General features: G+C 68.7%; 21 protein-coding genes and 2 pseudogenes. 10 read left to right on the top strand and 13 right to left on the bottom strand.

Annotated elements, in window-relative coordinates; all coding sequences use genetic code 11:
* Positions 1-333: pseudogene (locus H5411_RS35505) on the top strand (2-oxoacid:ferredoxin oxidoreductase subunit beta); the annotation flags it as partial.
* Positions 330-557, top strand: a pseudogene (gene fdxA / locus H5411_RS35500) (ferredoxin); the annotation flags it as partial. The pseudogenes H5411_RS35505 and fdxA, both read left to right, overlap by 4 nt.
* Before the next feature lie 11 nt (positions 558-568).
* Here fdxA and H5411_RS35495 read toward each other — a convergent pair.
* From H5411_RS35495 to H5411_RS35450, 10 genes are all read right to left on the bottom strand, one after another.
* The gene (locus tag H5411_RS35495) at positions 569-3292 is read right to left on the bottom strand and encodes an AAA family ATPase (protein ID WP_183126348.1); all 2724 of its coding nucleotides are present in this window, start codon (positions 3290-3292) and stop codon (positions 569-571) included.
* 59 nt (positions 3293-3351) lie between these two features.
* On the bottom strand, positions 3352-4506 hold the full coding sequence (locus H5411_RS35490) for an NAD(P)/FAD-dependent oxidoreductase (RefSeq protein ID WP_183126347.1): 1155 nt from the start codon (positions 4504-4506) through the stop codon (positions 3352-3354).
* A 77-nt stretch (positions 4507-4583) separates the two neighbouring features.
* On the bottom strand, positions 4584-5813 hold the full coding sequence (locus H5411_RS49100; protein ID WP_183126346.1) for a cytochrome P450: 1230 nt from the start codon (positions 5811-5813) through the stop codon (positions 4584-4586).
* Positions 5814-5833: 20 nt separating this feature from the next.
* Positions 5834-6058 (bottom strand): ferredoxin, encoded by a 225-nt coding sequence (locus H5411_RS35480; protein ID WP_183126345.1) that lies wholly within the window; start codon positions 6056-6058, stop codon positions 5834-5836.
* 226 nt (positions 6059-6284) lie between these two features.
* On the bottom strand, positions 6285-7115 hold the full coding sequence (locus tag H5411_RS35475; RefSeq protein ID WP_183126344.1) for a mycofactocin-coupled SDR family oxidoreductase: 831 nt from the start codon (positions 7113-7115) through the stop codon (positions 6285-6287).
* Positions 7116-7170: 55 nt separating this feature from the next.
* Positions 7171-8232: an LLM class flavin-dependent oxidoreductase gene (locus H5411_RS35470; protein WP_183126343.1), complete on the bottom strand. Its 1062-nt coding sequence runs from the start codon at positions 8230-8232 to the stop codon at positions 7171-7173.
* A 105-nt stretch (positions 8233-8337) separates the two neighbouring features.
* A complete protein-coding gene (locus H5411_RS35465; protein WP_183126342.1) occupies positions 8338-9330 on the bottom strand; it encodes an SDR family NAD(P)-dependent oxidoreductase in 993 nt (330 codons plus the stop codon).
* Between the two features lie 25 nt (positions 9331-9355).
* On the bottom strand, positions 9356-10576 hold the full coding sequence (locus tag H5411_RS35460; protein WP_312878682.1) for an MFS transporter: 1221 nt from the start codon (positions 10574-10576) through the stop codon (positions 9356-9358).
* A 153-nt stretch (positions 10577-10729) separates the two neighbouring features.
* Positions 10730-11656, bottom strand: coding sequence for a cyclase family protein (locus H5411_RS35455; RefSeq protein WP_183126340.1), 927 nt, complete (start codon positions 11654-11656; stop codon positions 10730-10732).
* Positions 11656-13134 (bottom strand): carboxyltransferase, encoded by a 1479-nt coding sequence (locus tag H5411_RS35450; RefSeq protein ID WP_183126339.1) that lies wholly within the window; start codon positions 13132-13134, stop codon positions 11656-11658. The genes H5411_RS35455 and H5411_RS35450 overlap by 1 nt, the downstream gene beginning before the upstream one ends.
* A 267-nt stretch (positions 13135-13401) precedes the next feature.
* Here H5411_RS35450 and H5411_RS35445 point away from each other — a divergent pair, with 267 nt between their 5' ends.
* Positions 13402-14034 carry a TetR/AcrR family transcriptional regulator gene (locus tag H5411_RS35445; protein ID WP_183126338.1) on the top strand — a complete coding sequence of 211 codons (633 nt, stop codon included), beginning with the start codon at positions 13402-13404 and terminating at the stop codon, positions 14032-14034.
* Positions 14035-14094: 60 nt separating this feature from the next.
* On the opposite strand, the gene H5411_RS35440 is transcribed toward H5411_RS35445, so the two are convergent.
* Positions 14095-15177: an LLM class flavin-dependent oxidoreductase gene (locus H5411_RS35440; RefSeq protein ID WP_183126337.1), complete on the bottom strand. Its 1083-nt coding sequence runs from the start codon at positions 15175-15177 to the stop codon at positions 14095-14097.
* A 252-nt stretch (positions 15178-15429) separates the two neighbouring features.
* On the opposite strand from H5411_RS35440, the gene H5411_RS35435 reads away from it, so the two are divergent.
* Positions 15430-15816: a nuclear transport factor 2 family protein gene (locus H5411_RS35435; RefSeq protein ID WP_183126336.1), complete on the top strand. Its 387-nt coding sequence runs from the start codon at positions 15430-15432 to the stop codon at positions 15814-15816.
* A 135-nt stretch (positions 15817-15951) separates the two neighbouring features.
* Here H5411_RS35435 and H5411_RS35430 read toward each other — a convergent pair whose 3' ends face one another.
* Together H5411_RS35430 and H5411_RS35425 are read right to left on the bottom strand one after the other, a co-directional pair.
* Entirely contained in the window at positions 15952-16842 is an 891-nt protein-coding gene (locus H5411_RS35430) for an acyl-CoA dehydrogenase family protein (RefSeq protein ID WP_183126335.1), read from the bottom strand.
* A 6-nt stretch (positions 16843-16848) separates the two neighbouring features.
* Positions 16849-17973 (bottom strand): acyl-CoA dehydrogenase family protein, encoded by a 1125-nt coding sequence (locus H5411_RS35425; RefSeq protein ID WP_183126334.1) that lies wholly within the window; start codon positions 17971-17973, stop codon positions 16849-16851.
* A 173-nt stretch (positions 17974-18146) separates the two neighbouring features.
* Between H5411_RS35425 and H5411_RS35420 the strand changes: the two genes are divergently transcribed.
* The 6 genes from H5411_RS35420 to H5411_RS35395 are packed head-to-tail and all read left to right on the top strand — an operon-like array spanning position 18147 to position 23608.
* Positions 18147-18980: an enoyl-CoA hydratase-related protein gene (locus tag H5411_RS35420; RefSeq protein WP_183126333.1), complete on the top strand. Its 834-nt coding sequence runs from the start codon at positions 18147-18149 to the stop codon at positions 18978-18980.
* 33 nt (positions 18981-19013) lie between these two features.
* A complete protein-coding gene (locus tag H5411_RS35415; RefSeq protein ID WP_183126332.1) occupies positions 19014-20270 on the top strand; it encodes a bifunctional 3,4-dihydroxy-2-butanone-4-phosphate synthase/GTP cyclohydrolase II in 1257 nt (418 codons plus the stop codon).
* 2 nt (positions 20271-20272) lie between these two features.
* Complete coding sequence (locus tag H5411_RS35410; protein WP_183126331.1) at positions 20273-21109, top strand: mycofactocin-coupled SDR family oxidoreductase; 837 nt, start codon at positions 20273-20275, stop codon at positions 21107-21109.
* A 10-nt stretch (positions 21110-21119) separates the two neighbouring features.
* A complete protein-coding gene (locus H5411_RS35405; RefSeq protein WP_183126330.1) occupies positions 21120-21539 on the top strand; it encodes a nuclear transport factor 2 family protein in 420 nt (139 codons plus the stop codon).
* Positions 21540-21567: 28 nt separating this feature from the next.
* Positions 21568-22068, top strand: coding sequence for a flavin reductase family protein (locus H5411_RS35400; RefSeq protein ID WP_183126329.1), 501 nt, complete (start codon positions 21568-21570; stop codon positions 22066-22068).
* Between the two features lie 7 nt (positions 22069-22075).
* Complete coding sequence (locus tag H5411_RS35395) at positions 22076-23608, top strand: class I adenylate-forming enzyme family protein (RefSeq protein ID WP_183126328.1); 1533 nt, start codon at positions 22076-22078, stop codon at positions 23606-23608.
* The last annotated feature ends 17 nt before the right edge of the window (positions 23609-23625 follow it).

The raw sequence follows: 23625 nt of genomic DNA, 5'->3' as shown, positions 1-23625 counted from the left end.
CTCAAGGCGGGCGAACCGATCCGCTTCGGCCCCGAAGGCGAATACGGCGTCCGCCGCGGCGACTGGGGCGGCCTCGACGTCGGCAAGGTCGCCGAAATCGGCGAGGAAAACCTCGTGGTGCACGACCCGTCGATCGCCGACACCTCCTACGCCTTCGCGCTGTCCCGCCTCGGGGACCAGAACCTCAACCACGTCCCCACCGGCATCCTGCGCCAAGTCGAACGCCCCACCTACGACGACGCCGCACGAGCCCAGGTCGAACAGGCCCGCGAAGCACGCAAACCGGACCTGCAAGGGTTGTTGCGCGGCAAGGACACCTGGACCGTCGCATGACCTACGTGATCGCTGAACCCTGTATCGACGTCCAGGACAAAGCCTGCGTCGAGGAGTGCCCTGTCGACTGCATCGCGATCGGCGAAAACATGCTCTACATCGACCCGGAAACGTGTGTCGATTGCGGAGCGTGCGAACCGGTCTGCCCGGTCGAGGCCATCTACTACGAGGACGACCTTCCGCCCGAGTGGAGCCACTACGCGGAGACCAACGCCCGCTTTTTCCGGAGCGAAAGCTAGCCCGCGGGATGAATCGTCTTCAGCGCGTCGGCAAGCTCGGCTCTCCCGGAGACGCCGAGCTTGCCGTACACGTGCTGCAGGCGGTTCTCGACCGTGCGCACCGAGACCACGAGGTGTTCGGCGATCTCCTTGTTGGAGCGTCCGGCGGAAGCCAGCTGGGCCGTCTCCCATTCCGCGGAGGTGAGCGCGACGCGCAGTTGCGCTCCCTGGAGCGCCGGGGTGTCTGCTCCTTCGCACCGAGCGGCGAGCCAGGCGCTGCGACGCTCCGCTGCGGCCGCGCAACGCCGCTCTCCCTTGCGCTGCCAGGCGACTGCCGCGTCGGCAGCCGCCTCGGCGCCGAGCAGGTCCGCGTCCATGTCCTCGAACGTCCGGGAAACCCGTTCCAGCGCTTCCGGATCGCCGTCCGCGAGCGCTCGTGCGTGCGCGGCGCGTGCTGCGGGCAGAGGGCCCTCGATGCCCGCCGCGACATCCCCGAGCCGGCCCGCGATCTCCTTCGCGTGGCCGATCCGCGCCATCCCGTGCAAGGCGGCGGCAGCGCCGACCAGATCGCCGATTCGCTCGCCCTCGTCGGCGGCTTCGCCGAACAGCGCTTGCGCCCGGCGGAAGTTCCCGCTCGCGATCTCAGTCCAGCCACGCGCGAGCTGCAGATCGACCCCCATGAAGTACGAGCAGGTGATCCCCAGTTCATCCCTCGCCGTCAGCGCGGCCGCGGCTTCGGCGGGCTGCCGTCCGATCGCGTGCGCCAGCGCCAAATAGATCAGGCAGAACTCCACGAACTGCGGGCGGCCCAGCTGGCGGTAAATCGCGATCGCCGTCTGCGCGCGCCGGACCGCGCGGGCGACCTGCCCCCGGTCCGCCACCGTCTTGGCAAGCTGCCAGGAGAACATCGCCTGCGCCTCGACGGACCGGTCCGCCAGCCCGGCTTGGTACTGCTCCGCCGCCAGCGCCTCCGCTTCGGCGAACCGCCCCGACTGCGCGAGTGCTTCGCCCCGGTAGAACAGGTGCATCCACGGATACCAGTCCATGGGTTCGGTGAGGGCGAGCTGCGCGGCCCTGCCGCGGTCTGCGGCTTCGAGCGCGGCCTCGATGCGTCCGGTCCGGGTGAGGCTGTAGGAACCCGGCATGCAGGCCCAGACCGGCGCTTGGCCGGTTGCGTTCCGCAGCAGCGGTTCGGCCGCCGCGGCGGCGCTGCCCGGTCCCTCGGTCGCGAGCAGCAATGCCACTCGCCGGGCGGCGATCTGATCGTGCCGCGGGGTGCCCCGCAGGGCCGCTTCCTCGGCTTCGGCGATTTTCAGCCCCTCGTTGATCGTGCCGTCGTAGATCACCCGGTTGTCCAGCCTGGTCAGAGCGACCCTGGCGCGTTGCTCGGCATCGCCGGACATCTCGGCGAGAGCCGCCAGCCGGGGAGCCGCCTCCGCGAACCGGCCTTGGAGACAAGCCAGCTGAGCGACGAGCAACTCGGCGTCGAACCCTCCGCCGGCGTCCAGAGCCGCACGGGCGAGCCGTTCGGCGAGCGGGAAGTCGTAGCGCCACCGGGCCACCGTCGCGGCCTCCAGCATCAATTCCGGACGCGCGCCTCCCCCGACCAGACGCCAAGTCGCCACCCGCAGGACGTCCTCCCGGCGCCGCGCCCCGGTGGCCTCGACCGCTTCGGCCAGCGACCGGGCGATCGAGCGCGCACGCAGGACCGGCATCCTCGCCCGCAGCACCTCGCCGTAGAGCGGGTGTGCCAGCGCCACCGAAACCCTGCGCCCGTCGAGCCTGCTGACGAGAAGCCCGCTGCGCTCGAGGGTTTCCGCTACGGACAGATCGCCGAGCGCGGCCAGCTCAGCGGGGCCGAGCGGTTCCCCGAACGACACCGTTTCCATCAGGGCGCGCTCGTCCGGAGCGAGTCCTGCCAGCCGCGCCTCGATCAGCTCGACGAGCCGGTCGGTGGGACGCTGCTCCCCCACGAACCGCCAGACCCCGCCGTCGTTGCACAGCACGCCCTCGGCGAGGGCGCCCATGACGAGTTCGCGCAGGAAAAGCATGTTGCCCTCGGACCGCCGGGCCAGATCGGCGATCGCCGCGTCGTCCACCGGCCCGCCGAGCACCCAGGACAGCACCTCGGCGACCGCGTCCGGACCGAGGCCCTCGACCTCGACCCGTTCGGCGAGGCCGTCCTTCCACAGCGCGACCACTGGGTCCGGTGCCTGTTCGCAGCTGCGCACCGTGGCCAAGATCTGCACCGCGCGCGTGTCCGCCAGCTGATGGATCAAGGTCGCCGACATGTCGTCGAGCAAGTGAGCGTCGTCGACGAGCAGAACCAGACGCCGCCCTTCGCCGCGCTCCACGAGAGCCGCGGTACAGCGGCGCAGCAAGTCGGCCCGGTCGTCCACCGCACCCGCTTCGGCCTGGCGGATCGACGGCAGCAACGGCGCGAGCGCGCCGAACGGAATTCCGGAACTGGAACGCGTCGCCGAGGCTCGCGCCGTCGGCAGGCCCGCTCGGGCGGCGAGGTGGAGACCTTCGGCGGCGAGCCGGCTCTTGCCCACCCCGAGCGAACCCGCGAGCACGACCCCGCGATCGCCCGGGCCGGTCAGCGTCTCGCGAAGCCGGCGCAGCGCGTCGGTCCGTCCGACCAGCGGCCACTCGCCCGTTACGGCGGAGCCGCGCTCCGGATCGTCCCGACCGGCCGGATCCGCGATCCCGCGACGAAACTTCCGTTCTGTGACAACCATGTCACCAACCCATCCGGCCTTGCCCAGGATCGAATCACGTTACCAAACAGTCGTTTGGCTCACAACCGCGAGAGGCTCCTGCGCCCGTGCCCGATGGCGAGGCGGCTCTTGAGCAGTTCCCGGGGGCAGTCCACGACCAGCGCGGCGGTCGGCCTGCCTTCCGAGTCCGCCCAGCCGATCTTCCACCAGCCCGACTCGCCCTCCTCTGCCGTCGCCGGGTCACCGGCGTCGTGCAGCCCGGCGTACTGCAGCTTGTGCCCGAACTGGTCGCTCCAGAAATACGGGACCGGGTCATAGGGCTCCACCTCGCACAGCCCAGGCTTCAGCAGCGCGGCCACCGCCACCGCGGGCGCACTGGCCGCGTGGTCCCAGTGCCGGACATGAAGCCGGCGCGCCCATCGCCTCGACCACCAGGCGGCGACATCGCCCACCGCCACGATCCCGGGGGCAGCCCGCAGCCATTCGTCCACCAGCACACCGCGATCCAGGTCCAGCCCGCTGTTCTCCAGCCAGCCGGTCTCCGGATCGTCCCCGATTCCGGTGACCACGACGTCAGCGGTCAGGACACTGCCGTCGGACAACCGCACCCCATTGCGGGTCACCGACTCGGCGAGGCAGCCGAGCCGCAAGTCGACGCCGTCCCACCAGGGCAGCATCCGCGCGGCCACGTCGGCACCGAAGAGGCCCGCGAAGGGGGCAGTGCCGGCGCTCAGGCAGACGACTTCACAGCCCGAGGCGAGTGCCGCCGTGGCCACCTCGGCACCGATCCACCCCGCTCCGGCGATCGCCACTCGCACTCCCGGTTCCAGCCGCTTCCGCAATCGGTGGGCGTCCTCGAGCGTCCGCAGAGTCCACTGGCTGCCGGTGCCAGGCAGCTCGCGCGGCCGGCTGCCGGTCGCGATCACCAGCCCGTCATAGGGTATGTCGCCGTCGGAGGTGAGCACGACCCGGTCCGCCGGACGGAGCCCAGTCGCCGTCACGCCGAGCCGGAGTTCCACCCCCAGCGCGGCGAAATCGACTGGCAAGGCGCTGTCCGCCCGCGCCCCGGTGAGCAGGTCCTTGGACAGCGGCGGACGGTCGTACGGCGGATGGGTTTCCGCCCCGAGCAAGGTGATCCGGCCTTCGTATCCCTGCCGCCGCAGCTGCTCGCAACTGCGGGCACCGGCCAGGCCGGCCCCGACCACCAGCACGTGCTCCAGCGATTCCCCGGACATGAACTCGTTCTCCTCGGCTGATCATTTCTCGGCTGGCCGGGGAGGAGTCGCCGCAGCGGCTCCTCCCCGGCACGAGGTCACTTCCCGGCGGGGAAGACGATCGGGACGGAACTGAATCCGGAGACCTGCCCGGGCGTCCATTCCGGCTTCTTCGCCGGATCGAGCTCGAACTCGGGGATCCGCCGCAGGAACTCCCCGAGCGCGACCTTGCCCTCCACGCGCAGCAGGTGTGCTCCGAGGCAGCGATGGATGCCGTTGCCGAGACCGAGGTGCCGGTTCGGAGTCCGGTCGCGAAGGAAAGCGTCCGCGTACGGGAAGGCGGAGCGGTCGCGGTTGGCCACCGGCAGCCACAGCATCGCCGTCTGGCCAGGTTCCATGGTGACCCCGCCGACGGTCACCTTCTCGGTGACCAAGCGGCCGAGCAAGGCCGGGCTGTAGTAGCGCAGGAATTCGTCGACGGCGGTCGGGATCAGGTCCGGGTTCGCGATCAGCCTGCGACGCAGCTCGACGTCCCAGGCCAGGCGCCACAAGGCGGTGGAGAGGAACCGGGCGGTGTTGTCGATCCCGCCGATCAGCAGCACCGTGAAGAAGCCGACCAGGTCGTCGTCGGAAAGCCGGTCTCCGTCGACCTCGGCGTTGACGACGAGCGACATGATGTCGTCGCCCGGGTTGCGGCGCCGCTCGCTGATCAACTGGCGGGCGTGCTCGACCATTTCGCCGAACGTGGCGGCCGCCTTTTCCGGCTCGCTGACGAAATAGTGCGTGATCGCCCACATCCACTTCCGGTACAGCTCGCCGTCCTCGGGCGGGAGACCGAGGATGATGGCGGTGAGCCGGCCCGGGATCTCGTTGGCGAACCACGAAGCGGCGTCGCCCTCGCCGAGCCCGATGCGGCTGTCGATGAGGTCGTTCGCCGTCGCGCGCAGCTGCGGGGTGAACTCGGCGGTCTTGGCCGGCGAGAACGGCGCGGCCACCAGCTTCCGGTAATTCTTGTGCACCGGGTCGTCCTGGCCGGCCAGCATCAGCTCGAATTCGCCGGTCTCGTAACGGGGAAACGTCACGCCCTTGTTCGAGAACGCCGTCGTGTTCTGCATAATCTCGACGGTCTGCTGGTAGCCGCCCACGACCCAGTGCCCGCCGTAGGCCTGGCTCCAGGCGATCGGCGTTCGCTCGGCCTCGTCGCGCAGCGCCTCGAAGTAGGCGAACGGCGAGCCGTCGGGGCCGAGCGGCGTGTTGTAGTGGTCCGCGGTCGCCATCAGGCTTTCGCCGGTGGCGCCAGTGAACGGGCAGGCTTCGGTTGCGGTCACGACAGAACCTCCTGGGGGAACTATTCGGCGGGAACGGAAGAACCGAGCTGGATCGCGAACTCGGGGCACTGCGAGACAGCTTCGCGAGCGCGTGCGAACGTCGCGGTGTCGCTCTCGTTCACGACCGGGATGAGGACCGCGGCCCGGCCCCAGTCGTCGTTCTCGTCGGGTTGGAACAGTTCCGGTGCGGTCAGGTAGCACTTGCCGTGTCCCTGGCACCTGTCCCAGTCGACGCTCAGATCCATGGGAAATCTCCTCATCGAGCGGTGCTCAGCCGGTGAATGTGACGTCCGCTCATGTGACCACGGCCACCATGCCAGGGGCAGGAGTAGTGACTACCGCACTTGCCCGCCCCGCCACCACCACTCGGCGAGGGGCCGGAGATGCCTTGCAGGACAACAAAACCGGGCCGCCCGCTGAGGCGGCCCGGTTTCGCGGGTGCGGTCGCGCGTCAGCGCGCGGAGGAGCGGATCACTTGACGAGGTGACCGGCGTCCACCGGCAGCGTGACTCCGGTGACGTAGCGGCCGGACTCCGCGACGAGGTACAGCACGGCCTCGGTGATGTCCTCGGGTTCGACTACCCCGACCGGCAGGAGATTGCCCATCAGCTCGCCGAGGCGAGGGTGTTTCTCCGCGTACTGCCCCATGACGTCGTTGGTGACCATGGGAGTGTTGACGCCGGTCGGGTGCACGCTGTTGACCCGGATCCCGTGCGGTGCGAGATCGGCCGCAGTGCACCGCATCAGGCCGACCATTCCGTGTTTGGCGACTGTGTACGACGTCAGGCTCAGGTCGTTGTTGGCCGCGTACCTCAAGCCCTGCGTGGAAGAGGTGAACACAATGGCCCCGCCGTTCCCGGCCTCCACCATGGCCGGAGCCGCCGCCTCCACGGTGTTCCACGCTCCGCCGATGTTGATGTCCAGCGTCGTCTGCCAGACTTCCCGCCGCTGGTCCGGGTCGGTGGGCTCGTCGAGCGCGATGGCCAGGATTCCCGCGTTCGCCACCACGATGTCGAGCCGCCCGAACTGGGCGACGCCGTCGGCCACGACCTCGCGCAGCGCTGCCTGGTCGCGTACGTCGGCCACGCGGGTCAGGGCTTTCCGGCCGCGCTTTTCCACTTCTCGCGCGGTTTCGTCGAGGTCTTCGGGCGTGGGCATCGGGTAATTGACGGTCTCGACCGGAGCGCAGATGTCGACCGCGATGATGTCCGCGCCCTCTTCCGCGAGCCTGATCGCGTGGCAGCGGCCCTGCCCGCGGGCGGCACCGGTGACAAACGCGACTTTTCCTTCTACACGCCCCATTGCGGCGATTCCTTTCATTGTGTTCCGGCATCCGCCCCAGCCGTGCGGCCAGGCGTCACGCTTCTTGCAGTTTGGGAGCGACCTCGCTGGTCAGCAGTTCCAGCGAACGGTTCCAGGGCTCGGGGTTTTCGGTGTAGTCGTGGCCGTAGACCATCGTGGTGCCCCAGCCGCCGGTTCGGTCGCAAATCGCGCCGAGCTTGTCCGCGACGGTGTCCGGGGATCCGACAATCCAGACGTGGTCGAGCAGCGTGTCCACGTCCACGTCGTTGACGTCGTGGTCCGGAAGCATCGCTTGCAGCAGCCCGAATCGCTTGTAGACGGGCAACAGGTAGTTCAGCCAGGCCTGGCCCAGCCCGCCCTCGACGGCGAGCTTGCGAGCTTCCGCGTCGGTGTCGGCGACCAGCACGTCGCGCACCACGTGCAGGTCGGACCGGTCCGCGCTGAGTCCGGCTTCGCGGGCCGCGTTCTCGTAGGTCTCCCAGTGGTTCGTGATCGCGGCTTCGCCCGCGTAAACCGACAAGGACAGATAACCGTTGCGTCCGGCGAACTTCAGCGTGGGCGAGTTCGGGCTCAGCCCGGCCATCGCAATGTCGACCTTGCCGCCGAACGGCCGGATGTCCCGCCATTCGTGGCCGTCCGCGCGCTCGGGATATCCGGCCTTCCAGTATTCGCCCTCGAAATGGAACGGCTCCGCTTTCCATACGCGCTGCATGATGTCCAGCGCCTCGACAGTCATCCGGTGGTTCTCCGACAGGTCTTTCAGCCCGCGAATGGCCCCGTCGCTGGGGTACGCGCCGGCGCCGATGCCGAGGATGTAGCGCCCTTGGGTGACGTGCGTGAGCCAGGAGACCTGCACCGCGAGGGTGCCCGGGTGGTGGTAAGGCAGCAGGTGCGCGCCCGGGCAGAGTTTGATGTTCTCCGTTCCCCGCGCGGCCGCGGCGATGACCAGCTCCGGGTTGGGGATCGACTCGTAGGTCATCGTCGCGTGCTCGCCGATCCAATACTCGGTGAACCCGGCGCGATCGCACTCCTCCGCCTGGGTCACCGCCCAATCGAAGACCTCGCGAGGTGAGCGGGCCGGCCGCATGAACGGTGTCTGGAACATCGCGAACTTCATTGTTCGTACTCCCAACCGCAGAGAAGGCTCACCCTGTCGGCTTGCCTGGCGGATCGCGGACGCCATCACCCTGCGCCGGGGGCGGCCGCGGGTCAGCAGTAGTCACTACTCGGCTTGCTCACCGACGGCCCGCAACCCGGCCTCGCCGCCGCCCGCGGCTCGAGATCGGCGCGCGGAGGGCGGGACTTCGGCACGCGGCGTCTTCCGCGCCCGCTGCCCCGGCGTGACGAGACCGACCGGGTGGTACCCGGTTTCGTCCCACACGTCCGGCAACGCGCGCGCGACGTCCTCGGGGGTGGGTTCCGCGCCGAGCGACGCACCCGCGGTCTGCCCGAGGAAGAACCGGCTGACCTGGCTGCCCGCCGCCGCGATGACCTCGCCGGTGAAGTCGCACGAAGAGTGGGCAAGCAGCACCAGGACCGGAGCGACCTGCTCCGTCCGGAAGTCCCGTTCCAGTTCAGCCCGGCGCTCCGGGCTCACATCGGGTGCGCTGGCGTAGAGGGGGGTCCACGCGGTCGGCGAGATGGCGTTGACCGCGATCCCGGCCTGCCCGCCCTCCACGGCCAGCGCCCGGGTCATCCCGAGGATCGCGCCCTTGCACGAGGCGTAGGCGGCACCACGCGGATCGCCGAAGAACGCGCCGCGCGAGACGGTGTTGACGATCCGCCCGTAGCCCTGCGCGGCAAGGTGCGGCCACGCCGCCCGGTTCACGTGCCAGGTCCCGCGCAGGTGAACGTCGACCATCCGCTCGAACTCGTCGTCGGGATAATCCGGGAAGGAGTGGAACTGCACGACACCGGCGTTGTTGACCACGATGTCGAGCCGGCCGTACGTAGCGAGCGCAGCCTCCACGACGGCCTGCGCGCCCTCAGTCGTCCCGACGTCGGAGGTGTCGGCGACCGCCAAACCGCCGGCGCGGGTGATGGCTTCCGCCACTTCGTCGGCGATCGGGCGCTGCGCTTCCGTGCCGGGCCGGATCCGGTTGTTCACCACCACTCTCGCGCCGCGTTCGGCGAGCAGGCGGGCGTAGGCGTTGCCGAGCCCGCGACCGGCCCCGGTAACGACGGCGACCTGGCCGTCGAAGCGCATCGGTTCCATCGGTCGAGGTCCCTTTCCGAGCGGCCTAGTCGCCGGTCCGGCCCGGGCGCGGTCCGGCCGCGATGGCCGCCAGCGCGACGAGGCCGACCACGGCGGCCGACATGACGAAGAAGGCGGGGGCAAGCGTGCTGCCGGTCGCTTCGACCAGCCAGACGCAGATCACCGGCGCCGTTCCTCCCGCGACGACAACGCCGATGTTCCAGCCCAGCGAGGTAGCGGTGAACCGGATCGGACGCGGGTACAGCTCGGGCGAAAGCGAGTATCCGGTGACCTGCAGCAGCGCGCTGTTGCTCATGATCACCAGGAACGCCAGCCCGGCCAGCGCGAGGTTGCCCTGCCCCATCAGCCACATGCCCGCCCACGTCACGACGAGGTATCCGGCGAGCCCGATCGCGCCCAGCCGGGGAAGGCCCCACCGGTCGCCGAGCCGGCCGGCCGGGATCATCAGGAGCGCGGTGAGCACCACGACCGCGGTAGTCACCCAGTACACGCCGGTCTTGGGGTATCCGAGCCGCTGGATCAGATGGATGCTGACGTAGGTCAGGCCGAAGTAGGCCGTGCCGTTGACGGCGGCTGAAAGCCCCGCGCCCTTGAGGATCGGCAGCCACCCGAGCCGCACGACGTCGAGCAACGACGTTCGTTTGGCGGCCTGCTCGACCGGATGGGCTTCGGCGGTGATCCGCCGCCGGATGGCGAACGACACCAGCGTCAACGGAAACGCGAGCAGGAACGGAATCCGCCAGCCCCACTCGGCCATCTGCGCGGCGGTGGTGAGCAACGAAACCAGACCGGCCACGGCCGCCGCCACCCCGAAGCCGAGGGGCGCCCCCGCCGGGTTGAACGCGCCGAACCGGCTCTTGGCCTCGTCCGGCGCCGCTTCGGAGACGAACGTGGCCGCGCCGGCGACTTCCGCCCCGACTGAGAATCCCTGGACCAGCCGCAGCACGATCAGCAGCACCGTCGCGGTGATGCCGATCGTGGAGTTGGCCGGGAGCAACCCGAGCAGTGTGGTGGAAACGCCCATGCAGAGGATCGTCGCGACGAGCACCTTTCCGCGATCCACTCGGTCGCCGAGGAGGCCGAAGGCGATCCCGCCGAGCGGCCTTGCCACGTATGCGGTCGCGAAGACGACCAACGTAAGCAGCAGGGACACGACCGGGTCATGGTTCGGGAAAAACAGCGGGGCGATGAACACCGAGAGGTAGCCATACGAACTGAAGTCGTATCCCTCGACGAAGGTGCCCACGCCGCCTGCGATAGCCGCGCGTCGCGCTCGCTGCATGGGCTGCGAAGCCGCGTTCGCGGCCGCGGGTCTGCCGGGTTCGGAAACTGTGGATTCAGCGGACATGCTTGGTAAGCCCTCTCGTCCTTGAGACGGGTGAATGGTTCGACGGATTCGTCAGAGCAGTGCGATCGCGTTCGCCGGTGAACTGACTCCGCCGGCGACCGGGAGCGGCACTGCGGCAAAGAGGAAGTCAACGCGGCCCTGGCTCGCGCAGGCGGCGGCGAGCGCTTCGAAGTCGAGCAGTTCGGCAAGGGCGAACCCGAGCGCCGGGATGAGCCTGCGGTGCAGCGAGCCGTCCTCGCGCGAGCCCGGTCCGCGTTCGACCGCGGGATTGTCCGCCGCGACCGCCGCAATGCCGTTGTCCCAAAGGAAACGAGCGGTGGACTCGGCACCGGACAGGCCCGTCCAGGCTTTCACTGCCGAAGGCAGGTCGTCGCCTGCGTCCCTGCGTCGCCGGTACTCCGCCGTCCAGCCGAACCGCAAGCAGAGGATGTCACCGCGACGGAGTTCAACGCCCGATTCGTTGGCCACTGCGGCCAACTCGTCGGCCGTGACCGCGTCGCCGCCGAAAGCGTCGTACGACGTTCCAGTCCGTTCCCGATGCGCGGCGATGTCGAGCAGCACTCCCCTGCCCACGATGCCGTGCGCGGCCCAATGGTGGATTCCGAGGCGTTCTCGTGCTTCCTTCTCGTCGGTGCTTCCGCCGAACCAGCCGTGTTCGCGGGCGCGGACGTGCCCGAGTCCGTCCCACTGCGACGAAGCCTGCGGGTTGAAAGCGCTCAGCGTGTCCTCGAAAGTGTTGCGGTCATGGGGAAAAACCTCGTGTTCCACCGCGGCTCGACCGAACAGCGGCGGGTCGAAGGCGTCCACACTCTGATTGAGCGAGATCACCTCCCCAGTGCGCACCAGCCCGGACGCACTGATCACCGCCTCGGCGGACAGGCGGGCCAGAGTGCCCAGCGGCGCGGGGAGCACGTCCCACGCGTGCCGAACGCCGAGGGTGCCGAGCTCGGGCAGCTCGTCGTAAGACGGTTCGCTCATCACGAGTCCTTCCTCCGGCCGAGCCGGATTTCCATCCCCGGCCGCGTCACGTGCAGCGAGGTCACCGAGCTCTCCTCCGCGATGAGCTCAGTCAGCTCCTGCACGATCGTGTTCGCCGAACGCCGGGGATCCGTCCTGATCGGGCCGGCCTTCTTCATCGCGTCGACCTCCTCGTCCGACGTGAGGTACCGGAGAAGCAGTTCTTCGTCGGAGATCCCGAGCGGAAACTTCCGCCGGATCTCCTCGATCGTGGGCTGCGGGCGCACCCAGTCGGCGAGCTTCTTCGCCCGGTCGCTCGCGTGGATCCGGTCCTGGACGTCCGGGTCCAGCGGAGCGGCCAGCGGGCCGTAGTGCTCGAGTGCGTAGTGCACGACCTCGTCCGGGACGAGCCGGTACCGGTCGCCGGTGACGACGTTGAGCACGGCTTGAATGCCGACGAACTGGGAGAACGGCGTCGCCATGATGGGATGCCCCAGTTCCTCGCGCACCCTCGGGATTTCGGCCAGCACCTCGTCGAGACGGTGCGCCATCCCGTGGGTGGCCAGCTGGTTCTTCAGCGTTCCGGTCATCCCGCCCGGAAGCTGGTGCTGGTAGATCCGCGGGTCGTACTCGGCCGGGGCACCGGGCTCGAACCCGGCGTCCCGGGCGGCCCACACGAAGTTTTCCTCGACCGGAGCCAGCCGGTCGACGTCGAGGCCGTGGGAGCAGCCCATCGTCTCCAGGATCGGCAGCATGCCCTCGGTGCTCGGCAGCGAAGGCCCGTTGGCCATCGGCCGGGACGCGGTGTGCAGGATCGTGAACCCGGCCTTGATCCCCTCGATGTAATTGTGCTGCGCGAGCCCGGTCGAGGCGTGGCAATGCAATTCCAGCGGGATCGAACCGGTGGCCTCCCGGATGGCCGGCAGCAGGGTGCGCGCCCGCTCCGGGGTGAGCACACCCGGCGCGTCCTCGACGTAAATCGTCTCCACGCCTTTCCAGCTCGCCATTTCCTTGGCGCGGGCGGCGAAGAACGCGTCGTCGTGCACACCGGTCAGCCCGTACATGATCGCGGGCACGGCCTGGCCGCCGGACTCGTGGATCACCGCCGCCAGCCGCTGCATCGTCGGCATGTCGTAAAGGCAGTCATAGATCCAGAAACTGGTGACGCCGTGCTTGATCAGGGTGCGTACCCACAGGTCGACGATCGCGTCGGGCGCCATCGCGAACCCGATCACGGCGGTGGTGCGCATCCCCGCGCGCAGCACGCTGCCGGGCAGGTTGCGCACGAGGAAATCGGTCGAGGCCCACGGGTCGTCCTTGAACTCCCGCAACAGGACCGTGAACATGCCGGGACCGGTCAGGTCGACGACCCGGAACCCGGTCCGGTCCAGGTGCGGCAACGCGTCCGCCGCCTGATAGGCCCGCATGCGCAGGCCCCAGAGGCTCTGCTGGCCGTCGCGCAGCGTCTGGTCCACGAACTCGATGGTCGGACTGCTCACGAACGTCTCCTTCGACCGCGGCGGAATCGGGCGCGGAGCAGACTTCTCGCGCCAGCGTGCCGAGACACAACGCAGTAACCTACCAAACAGCTGGTTGGTTCACAACGGTTGTCGCGGATACACTGGTGGGACCGGGTAACAGCTCACGCCACGTCTCCGCGACGGGTTTGTTCAACGTACCGGGTTGGTTGTATGATCCGAGCAGGTGCGAAGCGGCTCGACGCACTTCGCGAAGATCGTCGACGACGTCGACACGAGGGGACCACGATGGCGCGGGCCAAGGACAGGACGACCGATCGGCGCAACCGGGAGCCGGAGATCATCGCCGCGGCGATCGAACTCTTCCACCGGAAGGGCTACGACGGAGCGTCCCTGCAGGACGTGGCAGACATGGTCGGGGTGCTGAAAGGCAGCCTGTACCACTATATCTCCTCCAAAGAGGAGCTGCTGGCCCGGATCTGCGTGGAATCGCACCGGCAGTCCTCCGAAATTATGGAGGAATCCCTCGCCGCCGCCGACAACCCGCTCGACCAGCTGCGCGCGTTCCTGCACGCGACCGCGGTGTGGTACCTCACCAACATCGAGCGGGTCAGCATCTATTTCAACGAGGGGAAGCGGCTCACCGGCGAACGGCTCGAAAAGGTGCACGCCCAGGGCCGGGAGTTCCACTCGTTCATCCGGTCGCTGATCGACAAGGCGCGCACCGAGGAGCAGGTCCGCCCCGAAGTCGACCCCCGGGTGGCCGCGCAGCTGATCGTCGGCGCGCTGAACAGCATCCCGACGTGGTACCGGCCGGACGGCCTGTACTCGCCTGAGGAAGTCGCGGGCATCTACACCGACATGACGCTCGCATCGCTGTGCAACCCGACTCCTCCCCCCGCCCGGAAGAAAGCTTCCTGACGCGACGCGAGGGGTTTTCCCGCGGGAGCCACGGGAAAACCCCTCGCGTCCGGCACGTCATCAGCCTTGCGCGGCGCTCGGCAGCTTCACGCGAGGCGCGACCTCCTGAGCGAGCAGGCGCAGCGACTCGTTCCACGGCGCCGGGTCGTCCAGGTAGTCGTAGTCGTAGATCATGTTGGTGCCGAAACCGCCGACGGTCTCCTGGAACTCCTCGAACTTCGCGACCACCGTGTCCGGGCTTCCGCAGATCCAGACGTGCTCGGCGAGGAAGTCGAGGTCGATGTCGGCGGAGTCCACGCCGGTCCCCTCGGCCAGGCCGTCGATGATGCCGAACTGCTTGTACACCGGCAGCAGGTACTCGGCCCAGGCCTTGCCCATGCCGCCTTCCTTGGCCAGACGCTTCGCCTCGGCGTCGGTGTCGGCGACGAAGACGTCCCGCACCACGTGGTGGTCCTCGCGCTCGGCCGGGCGACCGGCTTCGGCGGCGGCGTCGGAGTAGACCTTCCAGTGGTTCTTGACGAACGCGGTGCCGGAATAGACCGACAGCGGCAGGTAACCGTGCGCGCCGGCGAACCGGATCGACGGCGAATTGGCGCTCAGCCCGGTCACGCCCATCCGCACCTTCCCGCCGTACGGCAGCATTTTCCGGAACGGGTGGCTCGGGTCCTCTTCCGGGAAGCCGGCCTTGAAGAACTCGCCCTCCTGATGGAAGGGCTCGCCCTTCCAGATCCGCTCCATGAGCTCGATGGCCTCGCTGAGCATCTTGTGGTTCTTCGACAGGTCGGTGAACCCGCGCAGCGTTCCGTCCGCCGGGTAGGCGCCCGCGCCCACCCCGAGGATGTACCGGCCTTCGAGCACCTGCGTCAGCCAGGCGATCTGGATCGCCAGCGACGCCGGATTGTGGTAAGGCAGCAGGTGCGCACCCGGGGCCAGGATGATCTTCTCGGTGTTCAGCGCACAGGCCGAAAGCACCATCTCCGGGTTCGGGATGCACTCCCAGGACTGGGTCGCGTGCTCGCCGACCCAGTACTCGGTGCAACCCACCTGGTCGGCGACCGTCGCCCGGTCGACCGCCCACTTGAACACCTCGCGCGCCGAGCGCGTCGGCGGCATGAACGGGGTTTGGAATACAGCAGCGTGCACGGATTAGCTCCTTTGCCGATTGTGGACGCGCTTCCCGCCAGCGAAGGGAAGCAAGTGGTGCCGGGCCGGTGGGACATGGGCCAACCAACCGACTGTTTGGATAGCGTATCGGCCGCTTCATTCCCAGTCAACACGGGTCTATCCTCAGCAGTCCCGTCGGTCAACTCTTGTCAACCTACCGTATGTTTGTTAACTTGCTCCCGGCCGTCCATCCCCGGACGGACGCCCTCCCGCTGACTCCGAGGAGTAAGCATGACCACTACGGACAAGGACGACCTGCTCCAGTTCGCCGAGGACTACGTCGACGCCTACAACAGCGGCGACCTCGACCGGATCGGCGCCCTCCTCGCCGAGGACGTCCGGCTGGTCCACCACAACCGCGGCGTCGACGTGCAAGGCAAGCCGGCCGCGCTGGAACTGTTCGAGACCTACGGGAAACTCTTCCCCGACAAGGCGTTCACGAACCGGCGCAGCATCGCCCAGGCCGGCGACCGCGTCTTCGTCGAGCACACCTGGGGCGGCAAGGCCGCTGCCGACGTGCCCGGCTGGGCGGCGGCGGGCGAAACCGTCAGCCTCGACCTCGGCACGTTTCTGACCGTGCGCGACGGGCTGCTCGTGGAGTACCACGACTACGGCTGAGCACCACCAAAAACGGCTCCGGGGAGCGCGCACTGCGGTAGCGCACTCCCGGGAGCCGTTTTTGTTGTCACACAAGGCTTTCCAGGCACGTCGGTGCCGGTTCCGCAAGCGCGGAACCGGCACCGCCACGATTTCCTACGCCGGCAACAGCCCCTGCACGAGTTCTCGCAGTGCGACAACATGGCGCAGGTACACGTGCAGTCCCATCTCCCAGGTGAAGCCCATTCCCCCATGGACCTGGATCGCGCTTTCGACAACCTCGCGCGAGGTGGCGAGTGCGTGCAGAACAAGGCGTCGCGTGCCGATCGATTCGGCCCCCTCCCGGAAGTCGTCGGCAGCAGCCCACAGCACGGCGGTCTCGGCACGTTCGGTCAGCTCGAGCATGTGCGCGGCACGGTGCTTGATGGCCTGGAAGCTGCCGATGGGGACACCGAACTGCTTGCGCTCCTTGGCATACGCCACGGCGTCGCGCAGGCAGCGCTTCGCCGCGCCTACCGCCTCAGCCGCCCACAGCACCGCGAGTTCGCGCGCGGCAACGGGATCGAAGGTGGTGCTGCCCTCGACCGCGACCGGCTGCATGGTCAGCGAGAACGGATCCGCGACACCATCATTGCTGGATTCCAGAAACTCGTTTCGTCCGGCCAGCACGCGAATACCCGGCTCGTTTCCGTACGGGACCAGCGGACCCGCGACAGGAGACAGCACCGACACAGTGACCGGGCCGGGATGCTCACGCGCCACCGGCGACCATCGTTTGGCAGCCAGCGTGACCACGAGCGGCAAGGGAACACAGAATTCGCCCCACGTCATCGAGACTTCGGCGAGGTCGCGCAACGTCGCGCCGGCGCCGCCCGCCTCCTCGGGCACCCCGATTTCGTCCCAGCCGCCCTCCCGCAAGGTCGCCCACTCCAGCAGGCGCTGCTCGGTGTACCGGGCGATCGGTTCGCCGCCGAGAGACCGCGTCAGCAGGTCCCGGATGCCCTCGGCGGCCAACGCGCCGATCTTGCCGACGATCAACTGTGTCATGGTCCCTCACTTCGGCAGGCCGAGCACCCGCTCGGCCATGATGTTGCGCTGGATCTCCGACGAGCCGGAGTAGATCGACGACGCCCGGGTCTCCAGGTACTGGTGCCGCCAGTGGGCCTGGTGCTCCGGGCACGAGCCCACGATCGCGAACTCGGTCATCTCCTGCCAGAGTTCGCTCCAGGTCACCTTCAGCACCGACGTCGCACGAGCGAACGCCACGGGATCGTCGACCAGTTCGACTGCTTTGCTCACCTGCCAGCGGACGAGTTCGAGCCGCACGTCGAACTGCTCGGCCACGGCAGCGCGCTCGGTGCCTGCCGCACAGCATCGCAGCAGCAGGTCCATGTCCCCGCGCATCTCCACGTAACGAGTGATGCCTTCGATCGCGCCGCGCTCGTTCTGGAGCACAGTCATCGCGACCTTCCAGCCCTCGCCCTCGCCGCCGAGCCGGTCTTCCTCGCCCACCCACACGTCTTCGAAGAAGACCTCCGCGAAGTGCGACGTGCCGGAGATCTGCTTGATCGGCCGCACGGTCACGCCGGGCTGTTTCATGTCCAGCAGAAGCATCGACAGATTGCGGTAACGCCGGGCGTCCGGGTCGGTCCTGGCCAGGAACAGGCTGCGATCGGCGACGTCGGCGAAGCTGGTCCAGATCTTCTGGCCGGTGACCCGGTAGCCGTTCCCGTCGCGCCGCGCGGTGGTGGAGACGCTGGCGAGGTCGGAGCCCGCGCCCGGCTCGGAGAAGCCCTGGCACCAGACGTCCTCGCCGGAGAGGATCCCGGGCAGGAACCGCGCCTGCTGGTCGGGCGTCCCGTGCGCGATCAGGGTCGGCGCGGTCAGGATCTTGCCGATCCGCCCGAAGCCCTCGGGAGCGTGCGCACGGGCGGCGAGTTCGTGGAAGGCGACCTCCTCGGCCAGCCCCATCCCCTGCCCGCCGTACTCGCGAGGCAGCGAAAGACCGGCGTAACCGCCTCGGTACAGCTGCTTGTCCCACTCGCGGCGCACCTCGGTGACCTCCGCGGGCGACAGCGAGTTCCGCTGGCTCCGCCAGCGCTCGGGCACGGCGTCGGCGAGCCACTGCTCGGCGTCGTCGGAGAACCGCGACAGCTCCCCTCGCTCGGACGGCGTCATCGCCACCTCACCTTCCCATTAACCAAACGATCGATAGGTAGATTACGAACATGCGCGACGTTTCGTCAATGCAAGCGCGTTCATCCACAACTTATGATGCCAGGCAAGTCTTGAAAAGATAGCCAACCAACCGGTAGGTTGTTAGAGTCACAGCGTGGAGACGAGGAGGACCGGTGTCCCAGGGCGACGAAACAGCGACCACCCCCTCGGCCGAGGTGCGCGTTGAGCGCGACGGGCCGATCGCCTGGCTGACCCTCGACCGGCCGGACCGGCTCAACGCGCTGTCCATGCGCATGCTCGACGAACTCGCCGCGCATCTGGCGGACCTGGAGAAGTCGGACGCGCGGGTGGTCGTCCTGCGCGGAGCGGGCCGGGCGTTCTCGGCGGGCTACGACGTCTCCGGCGAGTCCGAGGAGATCGGCGACGCCCACTCGCGGAGCTCGGTGGCCGACCGCGACCGGCAAGCCGCTTACATCGACCGCTTCACCAGAATCTGGCGCCACCCGCAGCCCGTCATCGCGCAGATCCACGGCTATTGCATGGCCGGAGCCACCCAGCTCGCACTGTTCTGCGACATCACCGTCGTAGCCGACGACACCCAGATCGCCGCGTCGCCGGCGATCCCGCTCGGCGGGGGCTTCATCTCGCCCCTGTGGTCGTTCCAGGTCGGACCGCAGCGCGCGAAGGAGATGTCGTTCGTGCCCGGCCGCCGCATCGACGGACGCACCGCCGCGGAATGGGGATTCGCCCACGCCGCGGTCCCGGCCGCCGAACTGGAGAAACACACGCGCGAACTGGCCCTGGCCATCGCGAAGACTCCCGCGTCGATCCTGCGGATGAAGAAACTCGCGATCAACCGGGTGCAGGAGATGAACGGGTTCCTCACCGTAGCGGGCATGGGCGCGGACACCGACGCCCTGATCCACACCACTCCGGACGTGACCGAATTGCAGGAACTCGTCAAGGAGATCGGCCTCAAACAGGCCATCGCACACTTCCGCGGCTGACGAGCCGGCCCGGCGGAACAAGGAGGTTTCCCGATGCGCACCACCCCAGCCGAAGCGGTCGAGCGGGCCGTCACGGCGCTCGCCGCAGGACAGATGATCGTGGTCGTCGACGACCACGACCGGGAGAACGAGGGAGACCTCGTCCTCGCCGCGGACAGCGTGACCGCCGAGCAGATGACGTTCCTGGTGCGGCACACGACCGGAATCGTGTGCACGCCGATGACCGGCGACCGCGCCGACGCGCTCGGCCTGCCGCCCATGGTCGAGAACAACACCGACGCCCACGGCACCGCCTTCACCGTCTCGGTGGACCATCTCGACGCCGGCACCGGCGTTTCGGCGACGGCCCGGGCGCTGACCTGCCGCGCGCTGGCCGATCCCGCTGTCCAGCCGGAACATCTGCGCCGTCCGGGGCATCTGTTCCCGTTGCGCGCCAGGGAAGGCGGCGTGCTGGTCCGTGCCGGGCACACCGAGGCGGCCGTCGACCTCCTCCGGCTCGCCGGACGGACGAACGTCGGCGTCATCAGCGAACTGGTCGGCGACGACGGGGAGATGCTCCGCGGCGAGGCGCTCGCCGATTTCGCCGCGGAGAACGACTTGCCGCTGCTCGCGATCGCCGATCTCGTCCGCTATCGCCGGGCCACCGAGGAACTTGTCGAGCAGGTCGGCGAGTCGGCGATGCCGACGGTGTTCGGCGACTTCCGCGCCGTGGCCTACCGCTCCCGGCTCGACGGCACTGAGCACCTGGCGCTCGTCCTCGGCGACGTCGCCACCGCGGGCCGCGCCGAGCACGGCGCGCTGGTCCGGGTCCACAGCGAATGCCTCACCGGCGACATCATCGGCTCGCTGCGGTGCGATTGCGGCGCCCAGCTCGAACAGGCGCTGCAGGCGATCGCTGAAGAGGGTTGCGGCGCCGTCGTCTACCTGCGCGGCCACGAAGGCCGGGGAATCGGGCTCGGCCACAAGATCCGCGCCTACGCATTGCAGGAGCAAGGGCTGGACACAGTGGACGCGAATCTGGCCCAAGGGCTGCCCGTCGACTCGCGAAGCTACGGCGTGGGGGCCCAGATCCTCGGCCATCTCGGCATCCGCAGGCTCCGGCTCATCACCAACAATCCCGCCAAGTACGGCGGGCTGGAGGGCTACGGACTGGAGATCGCCGACCGGGTCATGCTCCCGGTCAGCCACAACCCGCACAACATCCGCTATCTGCGGACCAAGCAGGACCGGCTGGGACACCTGCTGTCCGGTGCCGAACGTTCGCCCATCGACCGGCAAAGGAGCTCATGACCATGGCTGGACGGGTCGAAGGCAAGGTCGCCTTCATCACCGGAGCCGCGCGCGGCCAGGGCCGCGCGCACGCCGTCACGCTGGCCCGCGAGGGCGCGGACATCATCGCCGTCGACATCTGCGAGGACATTCCGGGAGTGCCCTACCCGGGCGGCACCCGCGAGGAACTCGCGGAGACGGCGAAAGCCGTGGAGGCCCTGGGCAAACGGATCATCACGGCGGTCGCCGACGTACGCGATCTCGCGACGCTCACGGCGGTGGTCGACGAGGGCGTCAAGGAGCTGGGCAGGCTCGACATCGTCGCTGCCAACGCGGGTATCGCCGCGGCGCCCACCACGGCGTCCGGCATGGACTACTCCGTGTGGCAGGACATGATCGACATCAACCTCAACGGTGCCTACCACACCTGCCGGGCCGCGATCCCGCACATCCAGGCCGGAGGCCGCGGCGGCGCGATCGTGATCACCAGCTCGGTCGCCGGCCTGCATCCCTTCGCCAACATCCCGCATTACGTGACGTCCAAACACGGCGTCGTCGGCCTGACCAAATCCCTTGCGCTCGAACTCGGCCCGGAGAACATCCGCGTCAACAGCATCCACCCGACGCAGGTGGCCACGCCGATGGCCGACAACGAGGCGACCTGGCGGATGTTCCGCCCGGATCTGGAGAATCCGACTCAGGAGGATTTCCTGGAGGCCGCGCGCACCTTGCAGGTGCTGCCCACTCCATGGGTGCAGCCCGAAGACATCGCCAACGCCCTGCTGTTCCTGGTCTCCGACGAGGCGCGCTTCATCACCGGCGTCCCGCTTCCCGTTGACGCGGGCGCCCTGTTGAAGTGACGGTGGAACGGTGACCAGAGCAGAAATCGCCGAGCTGTACGGGCGGTACGCGCACTGCTTCGACGAAGGTCGCGGAGAAGAGTTCGGAGAGCTGTTCACGACGACAGCGACGTTCCTCCGCGCACCCGGCGCCGAACCGGTGACCGGACGTGCCGCCATCGCCGGCCTGGTCGCGGAGGCCCGGACCCCGAACGGGATCCGTCATCTGGTGTCGTCCGTGAGCGTCGACGACGGGTCTGGCGACACGGCGTCCGGCACCGCCTACGTCCAGGCCGTGACGGTGGCCGAGGACTCGGTCCGGCTGGTGACCTTGGGCCGCTACCTCGACGAGTTCCGGCACGAAGAAGGCGCCTGGCGCTTCCACGTGCACCGCTACGAACCGTTCACCGGGGCGGGCCTGCGCGGCGCCGTCCTCGCCGGAGAACTCTGACCGATCCCTGATGTGTTGGAAGGCAACGATGATCCAGCTCGAACCGCTCACCGGCGACGCCCGCACCTTGCGACGGGCTTTCGGCTGTTTCCCGTCCGGCGTGACGGCCGTGTGCGCACTCATCGACGGAGTCCCGACCGGCATGGCCGCCAGCTCGTTCACCTCGGTGTCGATGGATCCGCCGCTCGTGTCGGTCTGCGTACAGCACACTTCGGAGACGTGGCCCAAGCTCCGGCCGCGGACTCGCCTCGGCGTCAGCGTCCTCGCCGAGGGGCACGACACGGAATGCCTCAAGCTGTCCAAAAAGGATGGTGATCGGTTCGCCGGCGTGTCATGGGAGGCAACGGCCGACGGCGCGATCTACCTCCACGGCGCGACAGCTTGGCTCGACTGTTCCGTGGAGCGCGAACTTCCCGCCGGCGACCACGCGATCGCCCTGCTGCGGATCCACGGACTGCGCGCCGATCCGGACACCGCTCCCCTGGTCTTCCACGGAAGCCGCTTCCGCACGCTCGCCGCCGTCGACTGAGCGCACCATGCCCGCGCCTTTGCGAACTGTCGCGCAGTTGATCACCTCCGGCGCGATCCGGCACCCCGGGCGGGTCGCGGTGATCGATCCCGACGGACGACGGCTCAGTTACCGCCAGCTCGCCGACGACGCGACCCAGCTCGGGAACGCCCTCCGTGCGAACGGGCTCCAGGCGGGCGACCGGGTTGCCGTCTGGCTCGAAGACGGTGCGGACCACGTCGTGCTGTACGCGGCGTGTGCGCTGGCGGGACTGGTCGTGGCACCGGTCAACGTCCGCCACACCGCCGCCGAAGCCGAGCACGTGCTGACCGACTCCGGCGCCAAAGCGCTCGTCTTCGGCCCGGCAGTACAGGAGAAGGTCGCCGAAATCCCCGGGATCGACGACCTTCTCCTGCTGCCGACCGCGGAAGTGCGGGCTTACCGCGCTTTCCTCGAAGCCGGTTCCACCAAGCCGCTTCCGGAGCCGGATTCGGCGGATCTGTTCATCCTCGGCTACACCAGCGGCACGACCGGACGGCCGAAGGGCGCTCGGTTAACCCAGGGCTCGGTGCTGAACCTGGCGCGAATCAACGCGCTGTCGTATCGGCTGCCGCTCGGCAGCGTAGCGGCGATGACGGGATCGATGTCCTTCGTCGCTGTGGTGCCCGCACACGTGCTCACGCACTTCTACGTAGGCGGAACTGTGGTGTTCCCCGGTCGATGGGACGTGGGTTCGCTGACGGCTTTGGTGGCAGAGCACCGTGCGACGTTCACCTACGCTCCCTCGCCCTTGCTCGGCGAGTTCACCGAGGCGATCCGTTCGCATCCTTCGGAGTGGGCCAGCTTGACCACGTTGCTGCATTCCGCGTCGAAGGCGTCGCCGGAAGCGTTGCGGCAACTCGGCGACGCAGCTGGAACGCGCCTGATCGAGGGATGGGGCATGACCGAGAATTCGGGCGGCCTCATGACCGTCACGAGCCCCGCCGACGTCGCTGTCCTCGGGGATGCCTTGTTCACCACCGTCGGCCGCCCGGTCGCCGAAACTCAGGTGCTGGTCGCGGACGCGGACGGCGAACCCGCGCCGTGCGACGGTACGACCGTCGGCGAACTGTGGGTGCACTCGCCCTGCCTCGCCGACGGCTACTGGCAGCAGCCCGAGGCCACGCACGCCGCGTTCCGGAAGGACTGGTTCCGCACCGGCGACCTGGGCACCATCGATCCCCACGGCTACGTGCGGATCGCCGACCGCCGCACTGACCTGATCGTCTCGGGCGGGATGAACGTCTACCCCAGCGAGGTCGAGCGGGTCATCCTGACCGCGCCCGGAGTCGCTGCCTGCGCGGTCGTAGGCCTGCCGCATCCCCGGTGGGGCCAGACCGTGGCGGCTGCCGTGGTGCCCGCGGCGGGTGCGGTGCTCACCGCCGAGGACGTCATCTCGCACTGCCTGCGGTTCCTCGCCGGGTACAAGAAGCCGACCGTCGTGCGGTTCGTGGAATCGTTGCCGATGACCCACAGCCAGAAGGTCGCCCGGCACCAAGTCCGGCGACTGCTCGGAGGGTGACGGGCAACGTCCAGACA

Origin of the sequence: Amycolatopsis echigonensis, from assembly GCF_014174495.1 — a bacterium.
Lineage (GTDB): Bacteria > Actinomycetota > Actinomycetes > Mycobacteriales > Pseudonocardiaceae > Amycolatopsis > Amycolatopsis echigonensis.
Note: the sequence above shows the minus strand (reverse complement) of the source record. Positions and strands in the feature narration are given on the sequence as shown.